Source organism: Nesterenkonia haasae, assembly GCF_010119385.1.
Classification (GTDB): Bacteria; Actinomycetota; Actinomycetes; order Actinomycetales; family Micrococcaceae; genus Nesterenkonia; species Nesterenkonia haasae.
Window position 1 is genome coordinate 358,789 of record NZ_VFIE01000019.1, and the last position, 17,371, is coordinate 376,159.

The 17,371-nt window shown below is 61.8% G+C and carries 17 protein-coding genes; 8 read left to right on the plus strand and 9 right to left on the minus strand.

Annotated elements, in window-relative coordinates; all coding sequences use genetic code 11:
- Positions 1–2 precede the first annotated feature (2 nt).
- Entirely contained in the window at positions 3–1,634 is a 1,632-nt protein-coding gene (gene purF, locus FH975_RS08320) for an amidophosphoribosyltransferase (RefSeq protein WP_162320930.1), read from the plus strand.
- Positions 1,597–2,781, plus strand: a complete 1,185-nt coding sequence (purM, locus tag FH975_RS08325) for a phosphoribosylformylglycinamidine cyclo-ligase (protein ID WP_162320931.1) — start codon at positions 1,597–1,599, stop codon at positions 2,779–2,781. Before purF ends, purM begins: the two co-directional genes overlap by 38 nt.
- Positions 2,782–2,806: 25 nt before the next feature.
- Here the strand turns inward: purM and FH975_RS08330 are convergent, their stop codons facing one another.
- Entirely contained in the window at positions 2,807–3,103 is a 297-nt protein-coding gene (locus FH975_RS08330) for a hypothetical protein (protein ID WP_162320932.1), read from the minus strand.
- Between the two features lie 74 nt (positions 3,104–3,177).
- On the opposite strand from FH975_RS08330, the gene FH975_RS08335 reads away from it, so the two are divergent.
- Both FH975_RS08335 and FH975_RS08340 read left to right on the plus strand, forming a co-directional pair.
- A complete protein-coding gene (locus tag FH975_RS08335) occupies positions 3,178–4,206 on the plus strand; it encodes a nucleoside hydrolase (RefSeq protein WP_162320933.1) in 1,029 nt (342 codons plus the stop codon).
- Positions 4,190–4,963 (plus strand): queuosine precursor transporter, encoded by a 774-nt coding sequence (locus FH975_RS08340; RefSeq protein ID WP_162320934.1) that lies wholly within the window; start codon positions 4,190–4,192, stop codon positions 4,961–4,963. Before FH975_RS08335 ends, FH975_RS08340 begins: the two co-directional genes overlap by 17 nt.
- Here FH975_RS08340 and FH975_RS08345 read toward each other — a convergent pair.
- The 5 genes from FH975_RS08345 to FH975_RS08365 all read right to left on the minus strand — a co-directional run bounded on the left by FH975_RS08345 (position 4,945) and on the right by FH975_RS08365 (position 8,743).
- Positions 4,945–5,493 carry a TetR/AcrR family transcriptional regulator gene (locus FH975_RS08345; protein ID WP_162320935.1) on the minus strand — a complete coding sequence of 183 codons (549 nt, stop codon included), beginning with the start codon at positions 5,491–5,493 and terminating at the stop codon, positions 4,945–4,947. The genes FH975_RS08340 and FH975_RS08345 overlap by 19 nt on opposite strands.
- A 12-nt stretch (positions 5,494–5,505) precedes the next feature.
- Positions 5,506–7,077 (minus strand): MFS transporter, encoded by a 1,572-nt coding sequence (locus FH975_RS08350; protein ID WP_328821832.1) that lies wholly within the window; start codon positions 7,075–7,077, stop codon positions 5,506–5,508.
- 106 nt (positions 7,078–7,183) lie between these two features.
- Positions 7,184–7,582, minus strand: a complete 399-nt coding sequence (locus FH975_RS08355; RefSeq protein WP_162320936.1) for a hypothetical protein — start codon at positions 7,580–7,582, stop codon at positions 7,184–7,186.
- 34 nt (positions 7,583–7,616) lie between these two features.
- Positions 7,617–8,546 (minus strand): Sir2 family NAD-dependent protein deacetylase, encoded by a 930-nt coding sequence (locus tag FH975_RS08360; RefSeq protein WP_162320937.1) that lies wholly within the window; start codon positions 8,544–8,546, stop codon positions 7,617–7,619.
- A gap of 8 nt (positions 8,547–8,554) precedes the next feature.
- Positions 8,555–8,743 carry a DUF3073 domain-containing protein gene (locus FH975_RS08365; protein ID WP_162321008.1) on the minus strand — a complete coding sequence of 63 codons (189 nt, stop codon included), beginning with the start codon at positions 8,741–8,743 and terminating at the stop codon, positions 8,555–8,557.
- Between the two features lie 145 nt (positions 8,744–8,888).
- On the opposite strand from FH975_RS08365, the gene FH975_RS08370 reads away from it, so the two are divergent.
- Positions 8,889–9,620, plus strand: a complete 732-nt coding sequence (locus FH975_RS08370; protein WP_162320938.1) for a flagellar basal body-associated FliL family protein — start codon at positions 8,889–8,891, stop codon at positions 9,618–9,620.
- Between the two features lie 43 nt (positions 9,621–9,663).
- Here FH975_RS08370 and clpB read toward each other — a convergent pair whose 3' ends face one another.
- The gene (gene clpB, locus FH975_RS08375) at positions 9,664–12,273 is read right to left on the minus strand and encodes an ATP-dependent chaperone ClpB (RefSeq protein ID WP_162320939.1); all 2,610 of its coding nucleotides are present in this window, start codon (positions 12,271–12,273) and stop codon (positions 9,664–9,666) included.
- A gap of 237 nt (positions 12,274–12,510) precedes the next feature.
- On the opposite strand from clpB, the gene FH975_RS16940 reads away from it, so the two are divergent.
- Complete coding sequence (locus FH975_RS16940; protein WP_328821833.1) at positions 12,511–12,642, plus strand: hypothetical protein; 132 nt, start codon at positions 12,511–12,513, stop codon at positions 12,640–12,642.
- A 272-nt stretch (positions 12,643–12,914) separates the two neighbouring features.
- Here FH975_RS16940 and FH975_RS08385 read toward each other — a convergent pair whose 3' ends face one another.
- Positions 12,915–13,340, minus strand: a complete 426-nt coding sequence (locus FH975_RS08385; protein WP_162320940.1) for a cytidine deaminase — start codon at positions 13,338–13,340, stop codon at positions 12,915–12,917.
- A 305-nt stretch (positions 13,341–13,645) separates the two neighbouring features.
- Between FH975_RS08385 and FH975_RS08390 the strand changes: the two genes are divergently transcribed.
- The gene (locus tag FH975_RS08390; RefSeq protein WP_162320941.1) at positions 13,646–14,653 is read left to right on the plus strand and encodes an alpha/beta fold hydrolase; all 1,008 of its coding nucleotides are present in this window, start codon (positions 13,646–13,648) and stop codon (positions 14,651–14,653) included.
- A gap of 189 nt (positions 14,654–14,842) precedes the next feature.
- On the opposite strand, the gene FH975_RS08395 is transcribed toward FH975_RS08390, so the two are convergent.
- Complete coding sequence (locus tag FH975_RS08395) at positions 14,843–15,877, minus strand: hypothetical protein (RefSeq protein ID WP_162320942.1); 1,035 nt, start codon at positions 15,875–15,877, stop codon at positions 14,843–14,845.
- Positions 15,878–15,990: 113 nt separating this feature from the next.
- Between FH975_RS08395 and FH975_RS08400 the strand changes: the two genes are divergently transcribed.
- A complete protein-coding gene (locus tag FH975_RS08400) occupies positions 15,991–16,635 on the plus strand; it encodes an SHOCT domain-containing protein (protein ID WP_162320943.1) in 645 nt (214 codons plus the stop codon).
- The last annotated feature ends 736 nt before the right edge of the window (positions 16,636–17,371 follow it).

The following is a 17,371-nucleotide window of genomic DNA, read 5'->3' on the forward strand; positions in this document are numbered from 1 at the left end:
GTATGCCCCGTGCAGACGGACGCCTCAATCACAACCTTCTCGATGAAGACCCCCTACCCCAGGACGAATGCGGGGTTTTTGGTGTCTGGGCGCCGGGTGAGGAAGTCGCCAAACTTACCTTCTACGGGCTTTTCGCCCTACAGCACCGTGGCCAAGAATCGGCCGGGATCGCCACCTCGGACGGAAACCATATCCACGTGTACAAGGATGTGGGTCTGGTCTCCCAGGTTTTCGACGAAGCCACACTCAATGCCCTACGGGGTCACATCTCCATCGGACACTGCCGCTACTCCACCACCGGCGGAAATCAGTGGTCCAACGCCCAGCCCACCCTTGGCGCCACTCCTCACGGAACGGTAGCCCTGGGACACAACGGCAACCTGACCAACTCTGCCGATCTCTACGATCAGGTCGTCTCCCGTCACGGCGCCACCAAGTTCGGTGAGCTCGCCCAGGGCAACACCACGGACACAGCTCTGGTCACCGCACTGCTGAAGAACCAGCCGGGTGACTCCATGGAGGAGCAGGCTCTCGCCCTGCTGCCCACCCTGAAGGGCGCCTTCTGCCTGGTATTCATGGATGAGAACACGCTCTACGCTGCTCGCGACCCGCAGGGTGTCCGCCCGCTGGTGCTTGGCCGGCTCAACAATGGCTGGGTGGTGGCCTCTGAACAGTCCGCCCTGGCCACTGTGGGCGCCTCCATCATCCGCGAGATCGAGCCTGGCGAACTGATCGCCATTGACGCTGACGGGGTGCGTTCCCACCAGTTCGCCGAGTCCGCACCCGCCCGGTGCGTGTTCGAATACGTCTACTTGGCCCGGCCCGATGCCAATATCAATGGCCGCAGCGTCTACGAATCCCGGGTGGAGATGGGCCGTCAACTCGCTCGCGAGGATTCCAACGACGCCGACATCGTCATTCCAGTGCCCGAATCCGGCACACCTGCCGCGGTGGGTTACGCAGAGGCCTCCGGGTTACCGTTCGCCCAGGGATTCATCAAGAACGCCTATGTGGGCCGGACGTTCATTCAACCGAGCCAAACTCTGCGCCAATTGGGCATCCGGCTGAAGCTCAACGTGCAGGACCATGTGGTGCGCGGCAAGAAGGTGGTGGTGGTCGATGATTCGATCGTGCGCGGCAACACCCAGCGCGCCATTGTCCGGATGCTCCGGGAGGCCGGCGCGGCTGAGATCCACGTGAAGATCTCCTCCCCGCCCATCAAATGGCCCTGCTTCTACGGCATCGACTTCGCCACCCGTGCAGAGCTGATCGCCAACGGAGCCACTCTTGAAGAGATCACCAACGCCGTGGGGGCGGATTCTTTGGCCTACATCTCTGAGGAAGGGATGGTGGCCGCCACGGGCCAGCCGCGCAGTACGCTGTGCACCGCGTGCTTCTCCGGGGTCTACCCCATTGAATTACCGCCGGAGGAACGCCGCGGCAAAATGCTGCTGGAGCAGCCGGTGCTCCCTGGAATGCCGCACCGGCGGGCGCAGGTCGGCTGCGAACCCGGTCCGGATGCGGAGTTCGAACTCGACGAGTCGGAGACCCCACTGAAGCAGGAAGTGGAGCTCAACGGGGCAGACCACGGAATATATGAGCCAACACTGTCAGGAAGGGCAAGCGGTGACTGAGACTTCACCCATCACTTACGCGTCTGCGGGCGTGGACGTGGAGGCCGGCGACCGCGCCGTGGAACTGATGAAGGCCCATATCGAGGCCACGCACACCCCTCAGGTGGTGGGCGGTTTCGGTGGTTTCGCGGGCCTCTACGACGCCTCTGAGCTGAAGCGCCTGCCCAAGCCGTTGCTGGCCACGTCCACTGATGGTGTCGGGACCAAGGTCGCCATTGCCCAGGCCATGGACATCCACGACACCATCGGTTTCGACCTAGTAGGCATGGTGGTGGACGACATTGTGGTCGCCGGCGCCAAGCCGCTGTTCATGACGGATTACATCGCCTGCGGCAAGGTGGAGCCCGCCCGCATCGCCGGCATCGTCTCCGGGATCGCCAAAGCGTGCGCTGAGACCGGGACTGCGCTCGTCGGCGGCGAGACGGCGGAACATCCGGGCCTATTGGGTGAGGATGAGTACGACGTTGCCGGGGCAGCTACCGGAGTCGTCGACGCCTCTGCTGTGCTTGGCCCGGAGCGGGTTCAGGCTGGCGACGTGATCATCGGCATGGCCTCTTCCGGTATCCATTCCAATGGCTATTCACTCATCCGGCGGATCGTCCGCGACGCAGGGTGGGACTTCTCCCGCCATGTGCCGGAGTTCGGCCGCACGCTGGGCGAAGAGCTGCTGGAACCCACCAAGCTCTACACGGCCCCCTGCCTGGACCTGGTGACCACATTCAATGGGGACCCGGCCGAGCAGGAGATCGCACCTGATGCGCCCGTGCGCGGCTTCAGCCACGTCACCGGCGGCGGGATGGCCGCGAACCTGGCCCGCGTTCTGCCCACTGGCCTGATGGCCACCGTGAATCGGGCCACGTGGTCCTGGCCGGATGTGTTCACCGTGATGGCGGATTTGGGCCGCGTGCCGCAGGCTGATCTGGAGCGGACGCTGAACCTGGGTGTCGGAATGATCGCCGTAGTGGCGGCTGACCAGGCTGACCGCGTCGTCGCCCATTTGAAAGCTGCGGGGCAGAGCGCATGGGTGATGGGCGAGGTCAGTGCGTACTCACCTGAGGATGTCGCCGACGCCGGCGATGACTTTGTCCAGGGCGCTAAGGGCGTCAACGGCGGCGGAGTGCTGCTGACTGGCCGCTACACTCGCTGACCTGCCCGCTGGGAACGCCGACGTTCTATGCTGTGCGTTGGATCCGACGTATCTGGGCGCTTGACCAAAACTGGCACACGCCTATGACACCACTGGCCACTTGGATCCAATTGGCGGTATCCAGGAGTAAGCCGCCTGCGGTATCTGCTTGGAGCAGGTAAGCCCCGCACACGCCGTTGATGGTGAAGGCCCAAGCGTTGAACAGGGCTTTGCCTCCACTAACCTTCTCCGGGTTCAGCAGCAGCCAGTTCCAGTCCCTCGGCCACGGAACCTCCTCCTGGCGGATCCCCGTTTCGGTCTCCGACTCCTGACTTTCGCTCACGGATCATCACTCCTTGCCTTCCACCCTAGGACCCACAAATGACCCGTCAAAGCCCCGGCGGGGAGAATAGGACTATGATTCCTCTGCTCCTCGACTGTGATCCGGGCATCGACGACGCCGTGGCATTGGGCTACCTGATGTGCCAGGAGGACGTGGAGGTGGTGGGAATCGCCGCCTCTGGGGGCAACGTACCTACGGCTCAGACCGCGCTCAACGCGCTGAGCTGGTTGGAGTTGGCCGGGCGCGGAGACCTTCCCGTACACCCGGGAGCGGAACTGCCACTGGCCGCAGCTGATGGAACTTTTGGGGCTCCCCCGCTCTACGCCGACACCACGCACGGGCCCTCCGGGACCGGCCATGCAGTGCTTCCTTCCCCCAGGACGACGCCGTCAGATATATCAGCGGCTGAGGCGTGGGTGGATGCCGCCCGGGCCCACCCGAATGAACTGATCGGTGTGGTCACCGGTCCGTGCACGAACCTGGCCTTAGCACTGGAGCTGGAGCCTGACCTGCCGCAGCTGATCAAGCGAGTCTTCATCATGGGTGGCGCCTTCAACTACAGAGGGAACACTAAGCCGACCACGGAGTGGAACATTGACCACGATCCAGAGGCAGCTGCCCGTGTGTTCTCTGGTTTCGCCAGTGCGCAGCACCGTCCGGTGGTGGGTCCCATTGAGGCCACGGAAGCCATCGTGATGACCCCGGATCGAATCAGCAGGATCCTCCACGGGACCTCAGATCCGCAGTGGCACAACTGGTTAGAACACCTGGCAGAAGCGCTGCGCTTCTACTTCGAATTCCACGCCGCTGACGGCCACGGTTATCTTGCTCAGCTCCATGACCCCTATGTGCTGGCAGCCGGCCTCCAGTGGGCCCGAAACCCTGCCTGCACTGGCGGGATCCCGTGGGCGAAGACCGCGCTGGCCGCAGTGGATGTGGAGCTGCAGGGTTCCTTAACGCGCGGAGAGACTGTGGCAGACTGGCTTGGGCGTTGGGGCGCTGCACCCAATGCCGAGCTCATCCGCCACGTCCAGGCGGAGGACTTCCTTCATCACCTTGAAACCACCCTAATGAAAGGCCCGACCTATGACCACGCCCGATAACGGATCTGGGCAGGGGTCCGCACCCGCTGCGGCCCCCGGAGAAACCCGAAACGTTCGCTTTGCCCACCCCGGCAGTCAGTACTTCGCCGTGCTGGTCGCCCTTCTTGCCGCGTTCTACCTGATCTCCAATATCGCCGCCACCAAACAGATGGACTTCGGCGGCTGGGTGGTTGACGGCGGCGTCTTCCTGTTCCCGCTGACATATCTGCTCGGCGGCATTATTTCTGAGGTGTACGGCTTCCGCGCTGCTATGCGTGCGGTTTTCGTCGGTTTCACCGTCATGGTGGTCGGTGCCGTTGTCTTCGGTCTGGTGACTATCTCCCCCGCATTGAGTGACTCCCACAACCAGGAAGCCTTCGAAATTCTCTTCGGCTGGGACGGCGTCTACATCCGCATCCTGGTCGCCTCGCTGATCGGCTTTGTGCTCGGTCAGGTGATGAACTCCGTGGTGATTGTGAAAGTGAAGGAGCGCTTCGGCGAATCGAATTTGTGGGCGCGCATCATGTCCTCCACTGTGTTCGGTCAGGTCGCCGATACGTTCATCTTTGGTCTGATCGCGTTCACCGCGTTCCCGCTCTTCCTCAATGTGCTGCCCGGTGTGGACCTGTTTGTGATGATGAGCTGGACTGAGTTCGGCAGCTACTTTGTGTTCGGCGTGATCTATAAGTGTCTGGTGGAGTTCCTGCTGTTCCCCGTCACCTACGGCGTGGTCCGGATGTTGAAGAACCGGGAGCCGAGCTACGGTATAGGTTCCTGACCCAGGGCAATAATCTCCTCGACGAGCCGGGCGCGCACCTCGGGGCGCAGCTCACCGGCAGCGATTGATTCGTAGAACCACAGGCCGTCGGCGGCCAGCCGTGCGATGAAACGGCGCACTGCCTCATCATCTTCGGCTGCCGCTGGCTCCTGTGCGGCCCAACGGTCATAGACCCCGTTCCACACGTCACTGGCTGCTGTGTTCTGAGTGGCAGCTTCCAGGGTCAGGAGCAGCTCTGCCCGGTCCGGGTTCTGCGAGGCCCGCACATAGGCGGCCGTCTTAGTGTCTTCATCCAGGCTTTGGCCGTTCACCTGACCAACCTCGCTGATCATGCACTGCTCCCACTGGTCTGCTACGTATCTGTGCAGGGCCAGCAGCAGGTCTTCCCGGGAGGGGAAGTGGTACAGGATCCCGCCTTTGGTCAGTTCTGCCTCTGCGGCGACCGCCTCGTATGACAGTGCGGTGACGCCGTCACGCTGGACAATGCGTTTGGCGGCTTCGAGCGCTGCTTCGCGTTTGGACTCCCTCATCGATCCCCCAGCCTAGTGGTTGTCCGGGTAGGCCTGGGATTCAGTGCCTGGCCTGTAGTGCCGCAGCAGCCACGCACAGCCCAGTGCCCCGAGGGTGACGACGACGCATGTGGCCACCAAGACTGCCAGGTAGGCAGAGTCGAAGGCGGAGGTGGCAGCAGAGACTATCGCGGCGTCGTCGCTGGTGAGAGCAACTGCTGGGGAGCTGCCGACCATGTCCCGGCTGCCCTCAGGAAGTGTCAGGGCGCGGGAGTAGACGAAGGTCAGCAGTGAGCCCATGGTCGCGACGGCGACGAGTCCGCCAAATTCGTAGGAGACTTCCTCCAGGGAGGCGGCCATTCCGGCGCGGCGGGGTGGGACGTTGCCCATAATCGCACTGGATGCCACCGACATGGACGCTCCTACTCCGATCCCGGCGACGATCAGCCCGGCAATAAGCAGCGGCAGGGAGTCCCGGACTGCAGCGACAATGACGGTGCCTGAGCCGAGTGCCGCAGTTCCGATGCCGCCGGCGACGAGCACCAGCAGTCCTACCCGGTGCAGCACCGCGCCGCCGAAGATCGCGAACGGCATGGAAGCAACTGCCAGGGCGGTGACCAGCAGGCCCGCCTCGAGGGGGCTGAAACCTTCTACCAGCTGGTAGCGCTGGGTGATGACCAGCTGGAGGCCCATGATGGTGAAGATTGAGGCTCCTGCGGCGACGACTCCGCCGCTGAAGCCGCGGTTGCGGAAGATGGCGAAGTCCACCAGGGGTTCGGTGGGCGACCGCATCAGGCGCATCTGGCGGCGGACGAAGAAGGTCAGGACCACCGCGCCGATGACCGTGGAGGTCAGCGCCAGGGGAAGGTTCAGTGGCGCCTCGGCCCAGGTTTTCAGGGCGAGCACGGAGGCTGCCATGCCCACGAGTGCTTGTGTGGAGGACACGGCGTCCCACCGGCGGGCGGGGTTGTTGAGGTTGCGGGGGCCGATGGCGATCATCAGGATGCTGGCGGCGATGACGATCGGGACATTGATGAGGAAGACTGAGCCCCACCAGAACCATTCGAGCAGGGTGCCGGAGACCACCGGGCCTGCCGCCATGCCCACGCTGGCAGTGGCCGCCCAGATGGCGATGGCCAGGTTGCGTTCGCGTTCCGCGGCGAAGCTGATCCGGATCAGGGCGAGAGTGGCGGGCATCATGGCTGCTGCACCGACGCCTTTGAGCAGGCGTGCGGCGATCAGGGCATCAGGGTTGGTGGCGAAAGCTGCAGCCAGCGACGCGGAGCCGAAGATGATCAGTCCGACCTGGAAGACGCGCTTGTGGCCGAACCTGTCCCCCAGGGCACCGGATCCCAGGAGGAGTCCGGCCATGGTGAGGGGGTATCCGTTGATGATCCACAGCTGCTGGGAGTTGGTGGCGCCCAGGTCATGGGAGAGGATCGGCAGAGCGGTGTAGAGGATGGTGTTGTCCAGGGCGATCAGCAGCAGCGCGGAGGACACGATGCCGAGCACCGTCCACCGCTGCCAGCGCGCCAGGGACCGGTCCGGCGCAGCGGTCGTCTCCGCGACGCCTGCCAGTCTGAGTGCTCCTGTGTCAGTCTTCACCGGGTCTCCATGCAGCCTTCTGTTCATTACCACCCGTCAAACTGTACCGTACGTTCGGTATAGTTTGAAGCTGCGGAGTCCATTGCTTTCCCGGGACCGCTCGCTGTTAGGCCGCCCAGATGTGCTGAGGGAGGGCGTTGGCAAAGTCTTCGACGGAACCGTCCAGCGCGTCGAGCTGGTCCGCGCTCAGCAGGAGGTCGAAGCCACCGTCAGAGCGTCGGCCCAGGACACAGGGCAGGGAGATGGCCTTAATCGCCTGGGTTTCGTCGGGACTGGTTTCATTGCGGTGCACGATCCGAATCGGCACCTGCGCCCGGACCACCAACTCGTCCCAATCTTGTTTACGCCGGATGGGCGAGTGCGTAATGTCACACAGTCCGCAGTGAGCACGCCCCAGCATATTGCCCACTATGTAGGAGACTTCTCCGCGCAGTCCCCCGTCGGCGTTGTAGACCCCGAGCACTTCAACGAGTTCAGCGCCGCCTGAGCTCGGTGGTGTGTCCATAAACTCAGTGTGGCCTAACTTCTTGGGAGTTCCCCTAACCGAGCTCTACCGCTAAGGATTGCAGAGCGGGCGTGATGGGGGTTCGCCAGCGCCAGGTGGCCTTGGTGTCTGCCCGTGAGGGTCCTCCGTTAATGACCGCGACCTGTTTTCCCGCACGGCTCATGCGCAGTGCGATGGAGTACCCGCTCATGACGGCCATGGAGGAACCGATGACCAGCAGCGAGTTGGATTCAGCCACGAGCTTGTCTACCGCGGTTTTGCGTTCAACTGGCACGCTCTCACCGAAGTAGACGACGTCGGGCTTGAGGGTGTCGGCCCGGCACACCAGGCAGGTGACCAGAATGAACCGTTGGACCCATTCGTCATCCAGAGTGACATCACCGTCAGGGTTGACGTTCTCCGCAGCTACGGCGGCAGCCTCGGCATAACCGGGGTTCGCTTCTTCAAGCCGCTCATCAAGCGAGGTTCGTGATTCATAGTTTCCGCAGGTCAGGCACACCACGCGGGAGAGGTCCCCATGCAGAGGTACTAGGGTGGCGTCCGCAGTTGAGGCAGCAGCGTGAAGTCCGTCGACGTTTTGGGTGACTACCCCGGTGAGCAGCCCCGACTGCTGCCAACGGGCCAGGATGTCGTGGCCCGGATTCGGCTGGGCCTGTCCCAGGTGACGCCAGCCTACGAAGGAGCGTGCCCAGTACCTGTGGCGGGAGGCGGCGTCGTACTTGAATTCCTGATACGTCATGGGCCGGTGCTTCTTCAGCGATCCACCGGGCCCCCGGTAGTCAGGAATCCCCGAGTCGGTGGATATCCCCGCACCGGTCACACAGAGGACAGATCCGCTGCGCAGCTGGGAGAGGATCCCGGACTTGGCGGTCACGGGATCATGCGGCGGTACAGATTCCTCGACACTGCGCGCAATGGACCTCAGCGCAGCCCGGTGGGCACGCTCAGCCTGTTGGTTGAACACCTGACCGCTCAGCGGTCGTAGTCATCGTCCCAATCCCCGGGGGGATCTTCTTCAGCGTCGTCGCTGCTCGGACTTGGGATTTCTCCCCGTGCCTGGGCAAGCTCGCGCTCCAAGGCGGACAGATCGGTGTTCGGGGTGTAGTACTTGATCTCCCGCGCCTGCTTCGTAGCTTTCGCCTTCTGACGGCCACGCCCCATGAGCGGGACCCCCTTAACGTCGTCTCGATATGGCCTCACGATGAACATTCATCGCCGGCTTGACTCTTGGATGAAGTGGTTGGTGATCTCTAGGTTAACATGAGTGCCACCATGGCGTCGCACTGAAGGGAAGGGTCGCACACCGATGAGCGAGTCACCGCGGGACAATGAGGCCCCACAGCAGCCCTTGTCACGGCGGGATCGCCGCGCGGCTGCTGGCGACACAGGCTTCCGGCTCAACGCTATTCCGTTCTTGATCGCCGGCATTGTGGTGGTCATTGTCACAGCTGGTTTGCTGTGGTGGTTCTTGGGCCGCGAGGATGCGGAAGAAGCCGCCGAGTGGACCTGGACTGAGGACCCTGCAGACGGCGTGCACGCCCGCGATGTGCCCGCTGAGGATTGGGAGGCCGGCTGGTGCTTGACCGGGTTCTCCGATGCGGATTCCCCGGCCAATGTGATCAGCTGTGAGCGCAACTACGATGTCCAAGTCTTGCTCCAGCGTGAGATGGAGGATGACGTCACAGACGGTGAGTATCCCGGTGATGACATCGTGGCCGGCAACGCGAATCAGTGGTGCCATGAGGAGATCGAACTCAGCGCTGAAGCGGTGGAGGCCGTCGACACTGAGCTGCAGATCGAGTTGTGGCACCCGTCTGAATCCACCTGGAACAATGACGACGACCGCCTGGTCACCTGTTTCCTCTCCCGGACCGACGGCGAACGGCTCAGCGGCGACTTCCTTCTGGAAGGTGATGCTGACTCAGATGATGAGGGAACCGATCTCGACGAGGTCGATGAGGACCGCGAGGACACCGAGTCTGACGACGAAGATGAGAACGACGACGCCGAAACGGACCAGGATTCTGACGAAGAGTAACCTGACCCAGGCCGAGGCCCGGATCAGGTCCCCTCACTGAGGGTCAGCTCAGTTTCTTAACCGTCAGTCCCTGGATAGTGTCTCCCTCTACTGTGAGGTCTTCCCGGTCAACCACCACGGTGGACCCGTCTTCGATCTCACCGGCCAGCAGTGCTTTGGCGAGCTTGTCGCCGATTTCCCGCTGAACCAGGCGGCGCAGCGGCCGGGCTCCGTAGGCCGGGTCGTAACCGGTAAACGCCAGCCATTCTTTGGCGGGGTCAGTGACTTCCAGGGTGAGCCGCCGGGTGGCGAGCCGTTCGGCCAGGTCGTGGATCTGCAGGTTCACGATCGAGGTCAGCTGCTCCATGGACAGCGCGTCAAACATCACGATGTCATCGAGCCGGTTGAGGAACTCGGGTTTGAAGCTGGCGTTGACCACGCTCATCACCGCTTCCCGCTTGGTCCGATCATCAGTGGACTGGTCCACCAGGAACTGGGAGCCCAGGTTGGAGGTGAGGATCAGCACCACGTTCCGGAAGTCCACGGTGCGGCCTTGGCCGTCGGTGAGCCGGCCGTCGTCGAGCACCTGGAGCAGGATGTCGAAGACGTCGTGATGGGCTTTTTCCACCTCATCCATGAGCACCACGGAGTAGGGGCGACGCCGCACCGCCTCGGTGAGCTGGCCGCCTTCGTCGAAGCCCACGTAGCCCGGAGGGGCACCGACTAGCCGTGCCACGGAGTGCTTCTCCGAGTATTCGGACATGTCGATGCGGATCATGGAGCGTTCGTCTTCGAACAGGAACTCGGCAAGCGCCTTGGCCAGTTCGGTTTTGCCGACGCCGGTGGGCCCTAGGAACAGGAAGCTGCCGGTGGGCCTGTCTGGATCGGAGATACCGGTCCGCGCCCGGCGGACGGCGTCGGAGACTGCGGTGACGGCTTTGGTCTGGCCGATGAGCCGGGAGCCGATGAGTTCTTCCATCTGCAGGAGTTTTTCGGTTTCGCCCTGCATGAGCCGGCCGGTGGGGATGCCGGTCCAGGCGGAGATGACCTCGGCGATGGCGTCGGTGTCGACCTTCTCTGAGACCATGCGGTCTTGGGTGTCGGGTTCTGCTTCCTGAGCTTCTGCCTCTTCGAGTTCTTTCTCGGCTTGCGGGATGGCGCCGTAGCGCAGGCGTCCGACTTCACCAAAGTCGCCTTCGCGTTCGGCGCGTTCGGCGGCCGATTTCAGTTCGTCGAGTTTCCGGTGGAGCTCTGCGGCGCGGTTGTGTGCGCCTTGTTCGCGTTCCCAGCGGGCGTTGAGGGCGTCGAGCTCTTCGCGTTTGTTGGCGAGCTCTTCCTCCAGGGCGGTGAGCCGGTCTTTGGATGCGGCGTCGGTCTCTTGCTGCAGCCAGTGGCGTTCGGCTTCCAACCGGTCCACCGCACGGCGGAGTTCGTCGATCTCTACCGGGTCGGAGTCGATCTCCATCTTCAGCCGGGAGGCGGCCTCATCGACCAGGTCGATGGCCTTGTCGGGCAGCTGCCGGCCGGTGATGTAGCGGTCGGAGAGTTCGGCGGCGGCGACGAGGGCGGCGTCGGAAATTTCGACACCGTGGTGGGCCTGGTACTTCTCTTTGATGCCGCGCAGGATGGCGACCGTGTCTTCGACTGAGGGTTCGCCGACGTATACCTGCTGGAATCGGCGTTCCAGGGCGGCGTCGGACTCGATGTTCTCGCGGTACTCATCCAGGGTGGTGGCACCGATCATGCGCAGCTCACCGCGGGCGAGCATGGGCTTGAGCATGTTGCCTGCGTCCATGGAGCCGTCTGAGGAGCCGCCTGCGCCGACGACGGTGTGGACCTCGTCGATGAAGCTGATGATTTCGCCTTCGGCGGCCTTGATTTCATCGAGCACGGCTTTGAGGCGCTCTTCGAATTCGCCGCGGTATTTGGAGCCGGCCACCATGGCGCCCAGGTCCAGGGAGATTAGGCGCTTGTTCTTGAGGGCGTTGGGGACGTCCCCTGCTTCGATGCGCTGGGCGAGGCCTTCGACCACGGCGGTTTTGCCGACGCCGGGCTCGCCGATGAGGACGGGGTTGTTTTTGGTGCGGCGGGAGAGGACTTGGACCACGCGGCGGATTTCGGCGTCGCGTCCGATGACGGGGTCGAGTTTGCCTTCTTTGGCGAGCTCGGTGAGGTCGGTGCCGAACTTGGAGAGGGCCTCGAAGGTGCCTTCTGGGTCAGCGGTGGTGACTTTGCGGCCTTGCCGGACGGAGTCGACGGCGGCGCGCAGGGCTTTGACCTCGGCACCGTTGTCTTTGAGCGCGTTGCCCGCGGGGTCGTTGACTCCGGCGATGCCGAGCAGGAGGTGTTCGGTGGAGACGTAGTCATCCCCCATGCGTTCGGCCTCTGCTTGGGCGTTACGCATGACACTGAGCCCGTTGCGGGAGAACTGGGCGTTGGCCACCGATGCCCCGGATGAGGCGGGGAGGTCTTTGATAGCGGCTGAGGCGCGGGAAGACACGGAGTCTGGGTCGGCGCCTGCTGCTTTGAGGGCGGCAACGGCCACGGATTCGCGGCTGTCCATGAGGGCTTTGAGGATATGGGCGGGTTCGATCTGCGGATTGCCGGCAGTGTTGGCGTTCATGGCTGCCGTACTGACAGCCTCCTGCGACTTGGTGGTGAGCTTTACGTCCATGGCCTCGCGGCCCCCTTTCAATCAACGCTAAGAAAAACTTGAGTCACTCATACTCAACTTTACTCGCGCCCCCGTTATTCCGTCACCCCGGGGCGCTTCTGAGCGAATTCTTGTTGTAGGTTCCAGTTAGGTTGACAGCGGGCGCAGGCGGAGAGCATCGGGATCCTGGCGTCAGCGACCAGTACGATCGAGGTCGCCGAGAGGCAGCCCGAGGTCGTCCCGCCCGCGCGGGCTCTGGTGAGCTGGGCATTCGCTCACGGACTCGTCGCTCTGGTCCGCGATGGCGCACTGCAGAACGCAGGCGGCGGTGCCGATGCGGCAACCCTCGCCGATGAGCTGGTCAGCGTCTTCGAGAACACCATGAACTAATCGTTCACCGGCGTGCGGTGAACGATAGGATTGCGAGCGTTCTCCATCGTCACCTCGTGCAGAAGTGTTTCGTGATTGAAGAGCAGTGCATAACCTGCCGAGAAACGGTGCAAGACGCTTAGACAAATCGCTGGCCGCGGGATTCCAGGCTCTTAGTCCGGGGAGAGGTGCCTCCTTGGTTGCCTCGCAACCCATGGTTGCGAGACGTCAGCGGGCCTCGGTCTGAGCATCGCTGGTCGAAGTGGGTCACCGGCTTAAACAGCCCAGCATGGTTAGGATGCCCATTCCGAGGATCCATCTTCAAAGACCGCCGCCCAGTAATGGGGCATGAGTTCTTTGAGTGGGACCCACTGAGCAACGTCCGGCCCCGGAACAGCAGCTAGCACGTTGGGCCCATGAACTGCTAGGCGCTCTTGGCATACCCCGCACGGCGACAGGACGAGGTACTCGCCGTGCTCGTCTCGGTGGAGACAGATCGACGCAACTACTTTCTGATCGAGCCGGTACGCAGCGCAGTAGGGCTCAGTTTCGTGGCAGACCTCAACGGCTGGATTCATTGCTTCCGGGGCGGTGCCAACGAGTACCTTTCCGTCGCTGAGTAGCATCGCGGCCGCGCCAGCCTCTTCGTTTGCTGTGAATCGTCTTTCGATGAGTGCGCGACACTGGTCTATGACATGGGTTAGGTCGGAATTAGTCATGTTGTAACGCTATCAACGCAGGTCGGGGCGCTCTTGAAGGTCAGTTCTTCTCTATTTGTCGCCCGGGTCTGCTGACGATTTAGTTGGCCCCAGGCTTGGGGTTGCTACATCTGGTAAGTGCTCGCGGAGGGTCCGTCTTGCGGGCACTCAAACTCGCGTGGAGGTCTTGATGCACGCTGAGAGATCCTTCAGCGGGCGGTCAGCTGTAGGTTTCTGTCCAACAGGAGGACGTTCCACGGAACCAGTCACCCTGCCGGCTCACTGGGTTCAATGGTTTGAAAATTGGCAAATCCTAGGATCGAAGGATGAACCCCGATCCGTTGAGCACGCCCGAGATCATCCACAGCCTGCAGCGACTCACCACACCGGATGCGATCGACCTGACCACCATCGTTCCGCTCGGCGGCGTGCCCCAAGTGGTGTCAGTCCGCGGGAGAAACAGGGTCAACCCGGTGCTGCTCTTCCTCCACGGGGGCCCAGGCACTCCCTTAGCGCCGACGGGATGGATGTGGCAGCGCCCTATCGAAGAGTTCTTCACGGTAGTCCACTACGACCAGCGCGGAGCGGGGCGCAGCTACCGGATCGCTGAGCCCGACGTAGTCCGCCCAGCAATGACAATCAACCAGTACGTCCAGGACGCCGCGGAACTCGTCGAATGGCTCAAAGTCGAATTCAGCATCGACCGGGTCATCCTTGTAGGGCACAGTTGGGGCACCGTCATCGCCACCACCTTGGCTCACCAGCGCCCCAACCTTGTGGAGGCGTATCTCGGTATCGGACAGGTCATCGACTTCCGCGCCGGCGAGACATCCAGCTACTCATGGCTGTGCAACCAAGCCGCTTCACGCGACGACGATCAGGCCATTAGAGAACTCGACGCTCTCGCTCCTTACCCAGGAGAACAACCGCTGAATTGGGACAAGATGTCGATCCACCGCAAGTGGGTGGAGCGCTATGGTGGGTTCGCCGCCGGACGAAGCGACTGCGATTATTACACCCAGGGCGAGGTCACCTCCCTGGACTACCAGGGCGAGAATCGCAGGTCTACCACCGAAGGGAACCAGCTCAGCCTCGAAGTGATTCTCCCTCAGCTCTTCAATGCAGACCTCACGAACCTGACAAGTTTCGATGTTCCGATCATTCAGTTCCTCGGCCGCCACGACCAGCTGACACCGACCGAACCCGTCACCCGTTGGATGGCAGGTGTGAATGCACCCCGCACCGAGATCGAATGGTTCGAAGATTCAGCGCATATGCTCATGAACGAAGAACCCGGTCACTTCCTCACCGCACTGGTGCATCAGTTCAAATGAGCCACGGCGAATCCAGGCCACTGAGTCCAACTGAGGGCGTCACGCCCTTGAACGGAAGTTCTCGAATCCCCGGGCTAGAATTTCCGTCTAAAGCCACCGGGATCAGCACCTATTGATGTGTCGACCCAGAATCGGCACTCCCCCTCGCCATTGACCCCGTCCGCTACTCCCCCGCAGCGATCAACGACCTTAAGCGACGCGGCGTTCTCCGGCGCGACAGTATGCACCGACCACGGTGGAGTTGTAGGCCTCCTTGAGATTGGCAAGGTCTCTTGCGACAGCCGAGCCCTCCCGGCCGGGGACATTGCGCTGGCCCCAGCTCATGCTCTCAAGTTGTTCCCGGAGCTCGTCCAACTTGTTCTTAAGATTCTGTGACCTATTTAGCAGAAATTGCCAGAATTCTATCCCCTCGTCGATGTTGCACTTCAGCTCATCCACGGACGAATTAACTGAATTCGGGTTCTCTCGCATGTCGACGCAAACGCGGAGATAGGAAACTCGCAGTTGAGTTAGGCAGGCCAGCATCGCACTGTGGTCGTCGTACTTCACCTGCTCGAACTTGGTGGGCTTATCAATGATGCTGACATCTCGCGCTTGAACCAGGAGGCGGGACCTCATGGCCAACCCACCAATGTCCCGCTCCGCCAACGCCAAACGCAAGAGCATATCGTTCGAGAACGACCCTTCGAGGCCGTACTGACGGTACACGTCGTCGACGACCCTGGATGCCGCGAACAGCTCGCCCACGTGGGTCACCTCGATCCTGGCGATAGCCTCGTCCAGCGTGGTCTTGATTGAGTCGAGTTTCCGATCAATTTGTTTGAACTGCTGCATCATCACTGCGATATTCAGCGCCTGAATGGCGAGGACCGGCGCGACTATCGGCAGTGAACTCGCCACAGGAATGAATGGCGCCTGACTCACGATCCCGCCAGCGCCCATCACCGCACTGCCAACACCGTTACCCAGAGACATGAGCGTGGCGGGATTCGCCGTGGCCATGTAGAGCGTCGAGGAGAACGCCCCCGAGACCGCCGTCGCACCAGTCGCCGCACCGGCGACAGCGATGGACATTGCGCCCTGCGGAGACACCGCGATGGCACCCGGGACATAGCTCCCGGTCGTCAGGTAGCTCTCGCGAAGATCGTTGAGAATCTTCTCTCGCAGCTCCCCCTGAAAATCGAAGACAGCGAGGTCTGAGCCTTCAGTGACCAGTCGACGCACGGTGACCTCTTGGCGCTGGTCTTCTGCGAGTGGTCCCCCGATTCCCCTTGATCATTTCCATTACTACCCGGCCAGACAGTTACGAACCTCGTCGTTACAGGCATAATAGTGCCATGAACAATGATGCAACCCCCGATTCAGGTATGAAGCAGGGGTTCTGGGCGAAAACGATCGCTGATGGGAAGAAGGCGGCTGAAGAAGCCAAAGCGCGTGCGATGCAGGCGCGCGAAACAGCAGGGAACCTTGTGACAACACAAAGGTTCGCTGGCTCGACGATCGAAATCTACGACGGTGGTTATGTCCGTGTCGCCGTGTTCGTCTCGGATTCGACTCCATACGAAAAGTTGAAGTCCATCAAGCATTCTTTTCAGGTGCAGGACAAGAGCGCTGGCGGTCGCGCGATGGTTGGTTTGATGACGGGTGGAGTCAACTATCTCGGTTCGAGAGAGAAGCGCACGGTCTTCCTTACGCTCGTGACCGAAAGGCGGGTGCACACCCTAAAGACCACAGGTGGGATGGGGCGCAGTGAAGACCGAGTAGCGCTGGGACTAGAGGTTGCCGGACGGGGTGTATTGGGCGGACTGGCGGCGCCCGCATTGGCACCGACTTTAACAACACCTGCCGTGGTCCCTGCGCCTACAGGTGAACAAAGTGACGTAATCGAACAGATCAAGAAACTCGGTGAGCTGCATGCCGCAGGTGTTCTGTCCGACGAAGAGTTCACTTCAAAGAAGACAGATCTCCTCAACCGACTCTAGCGGTTCAACGAATCCGAGAGTTACTCTAGGTCGTTCTGTATAGCTCTACTGCGCCTACAACCCAAATCAGCATTCTTCACTCACCTTATGAGCGAGGATTCGGTAACTCCCGACCAAGCAGGCAAGTGTTGAGCCACCAGCCTTAGAAGAACCCTCAACTGAGTCCGTTCTCGTGTGGGAAGGCTTCGACCCAAATGGTGATGCCAGGGGTAGCTGCTTGGGCGATGGACCTCTCAGCTTCCATTTGGGCACCATGTTCAGGTCGGCATCCACGGCCAGGGCGACCCCCTCCAGTCGGTCCTGAAGCGAGAGTTTCAGCATCTCTGACCTGGTCCTCCCCCAGGCTTTGAGTGCTCGAACACGTTTCTCGCGCTGGGAGTCCTGGGCATGGTTCGCGAGCCTCATCAGCAAGCCACTGACTCTGTTGAAGGCGGCGTCGTCACTGCCGTGCAGCTGCCGCATTTGGATGGCGAAGGCTAACTGGTCATGTCGCGGCGGAAACTTAGTCTCAGTCGTGATCCCCTTAGATGCTTCGAATAATGTCGTGAGTGCGGAGCCGTGGTTCAAAGCGGGGAACGACGCTATTTCTCTGGCTGTCTGAACAAAGCGGCGTAGCTTCTGCAGTTCGCCCAGCCCTTGACTGAGGTCTACTAAGCCACGAGGGTCAGGCAGATCGAACGCAATGTGCATTCTATGTGCATTCTCTTTCAGATATACCGGAAAGATTCTTTGTTCG

Excerpts from the sequence above, each read along its gene's own strand:
- FH975_RS08340 (WP_162320934.1), top strand. The coding sequence starts at position 4,190 with ATGACCACGCCCGATAACGGATCTGGGCAGGGGTCCGCACCCGCTGCG.
- purM (WP_162320931.1), top strand. The coding sequence starts at position 1,597 with ATGAGCCAACACTGTCAGGAAGGGCAAGCGGTGACTGAGACTTCACCC.
- FH975_RS08370 (WP_162320938.1), top strand. The coding sequence starts at position 8,889 with ATGAGCGAGTCACCGCGGGACAATGAGGCCCCACAGCAGCCCTTGTCA.
- clpB (WP_162320939.1), bottom strand. The coding sequence starts at position 12,273 with ATGGACGTAAAGCTCACCACCAAGTCGCAGGAGGCTGTCAGTACGGCA.
- FH975_RS08335 (WP_162320933.1), top strand. The coding sequence starts at position 3,178 with ATGATTCCTCTGCTCCTCGACTGTGATCCGGGCATCGACGACGCCGTG.
- FH975_RS08355 (WP_162320936.1), bottom strand. The coding sequence starts at position 7,582 with ATGGACACACCACCGAGCTCAGGCGGCGCTGAACTCGTTGAAGTGCTC.
- FH975_RS08365 (WP_162321008.1), bottom strand. The coding sequence starts at position 8,743 with ATGGGGCGTGGCCGTCAGAAGGCGAAAGCTACGAAGCAGGCGCGGGAG.
- FH975_RS08345 (WP_162320935.1), bottom strand. The coding sequence starts at position 5,493 with ATGAGGGAGTCCAAACGCGAAGCAGCGCTCGAAGCCGCCAAACGCATT.
- purF (WP_162320930.1), top strand. The coding sequence starts at position 3 with ATGCCCCGTGCAGACGGACGCCTCAATCACAACCTTCTCGATGAAGAC.
- FH975_RS08390 (WP_162320941.1), top strand. The coding sequence starts at position 13,646 with ATGAACCCCGATCCGTTGAGCACGCCCGAGATCATCCACAGCCTGCAG.
- FH975_RS08400 (WP_162320943.1), top strand. The coding sequence starts at position 15,991 with ATGAACAATGATGCAACCCCCGATTCAGGTATGAAGCAGGGGTTCTGG.
- FH975_RS08385 (WP_162320940.1), bottom strand. The coding sequence starts at position 13,340 with ATGACTAATTCCGACCTAACCCATGTCATAGACCAGTGTCGCGCACTC.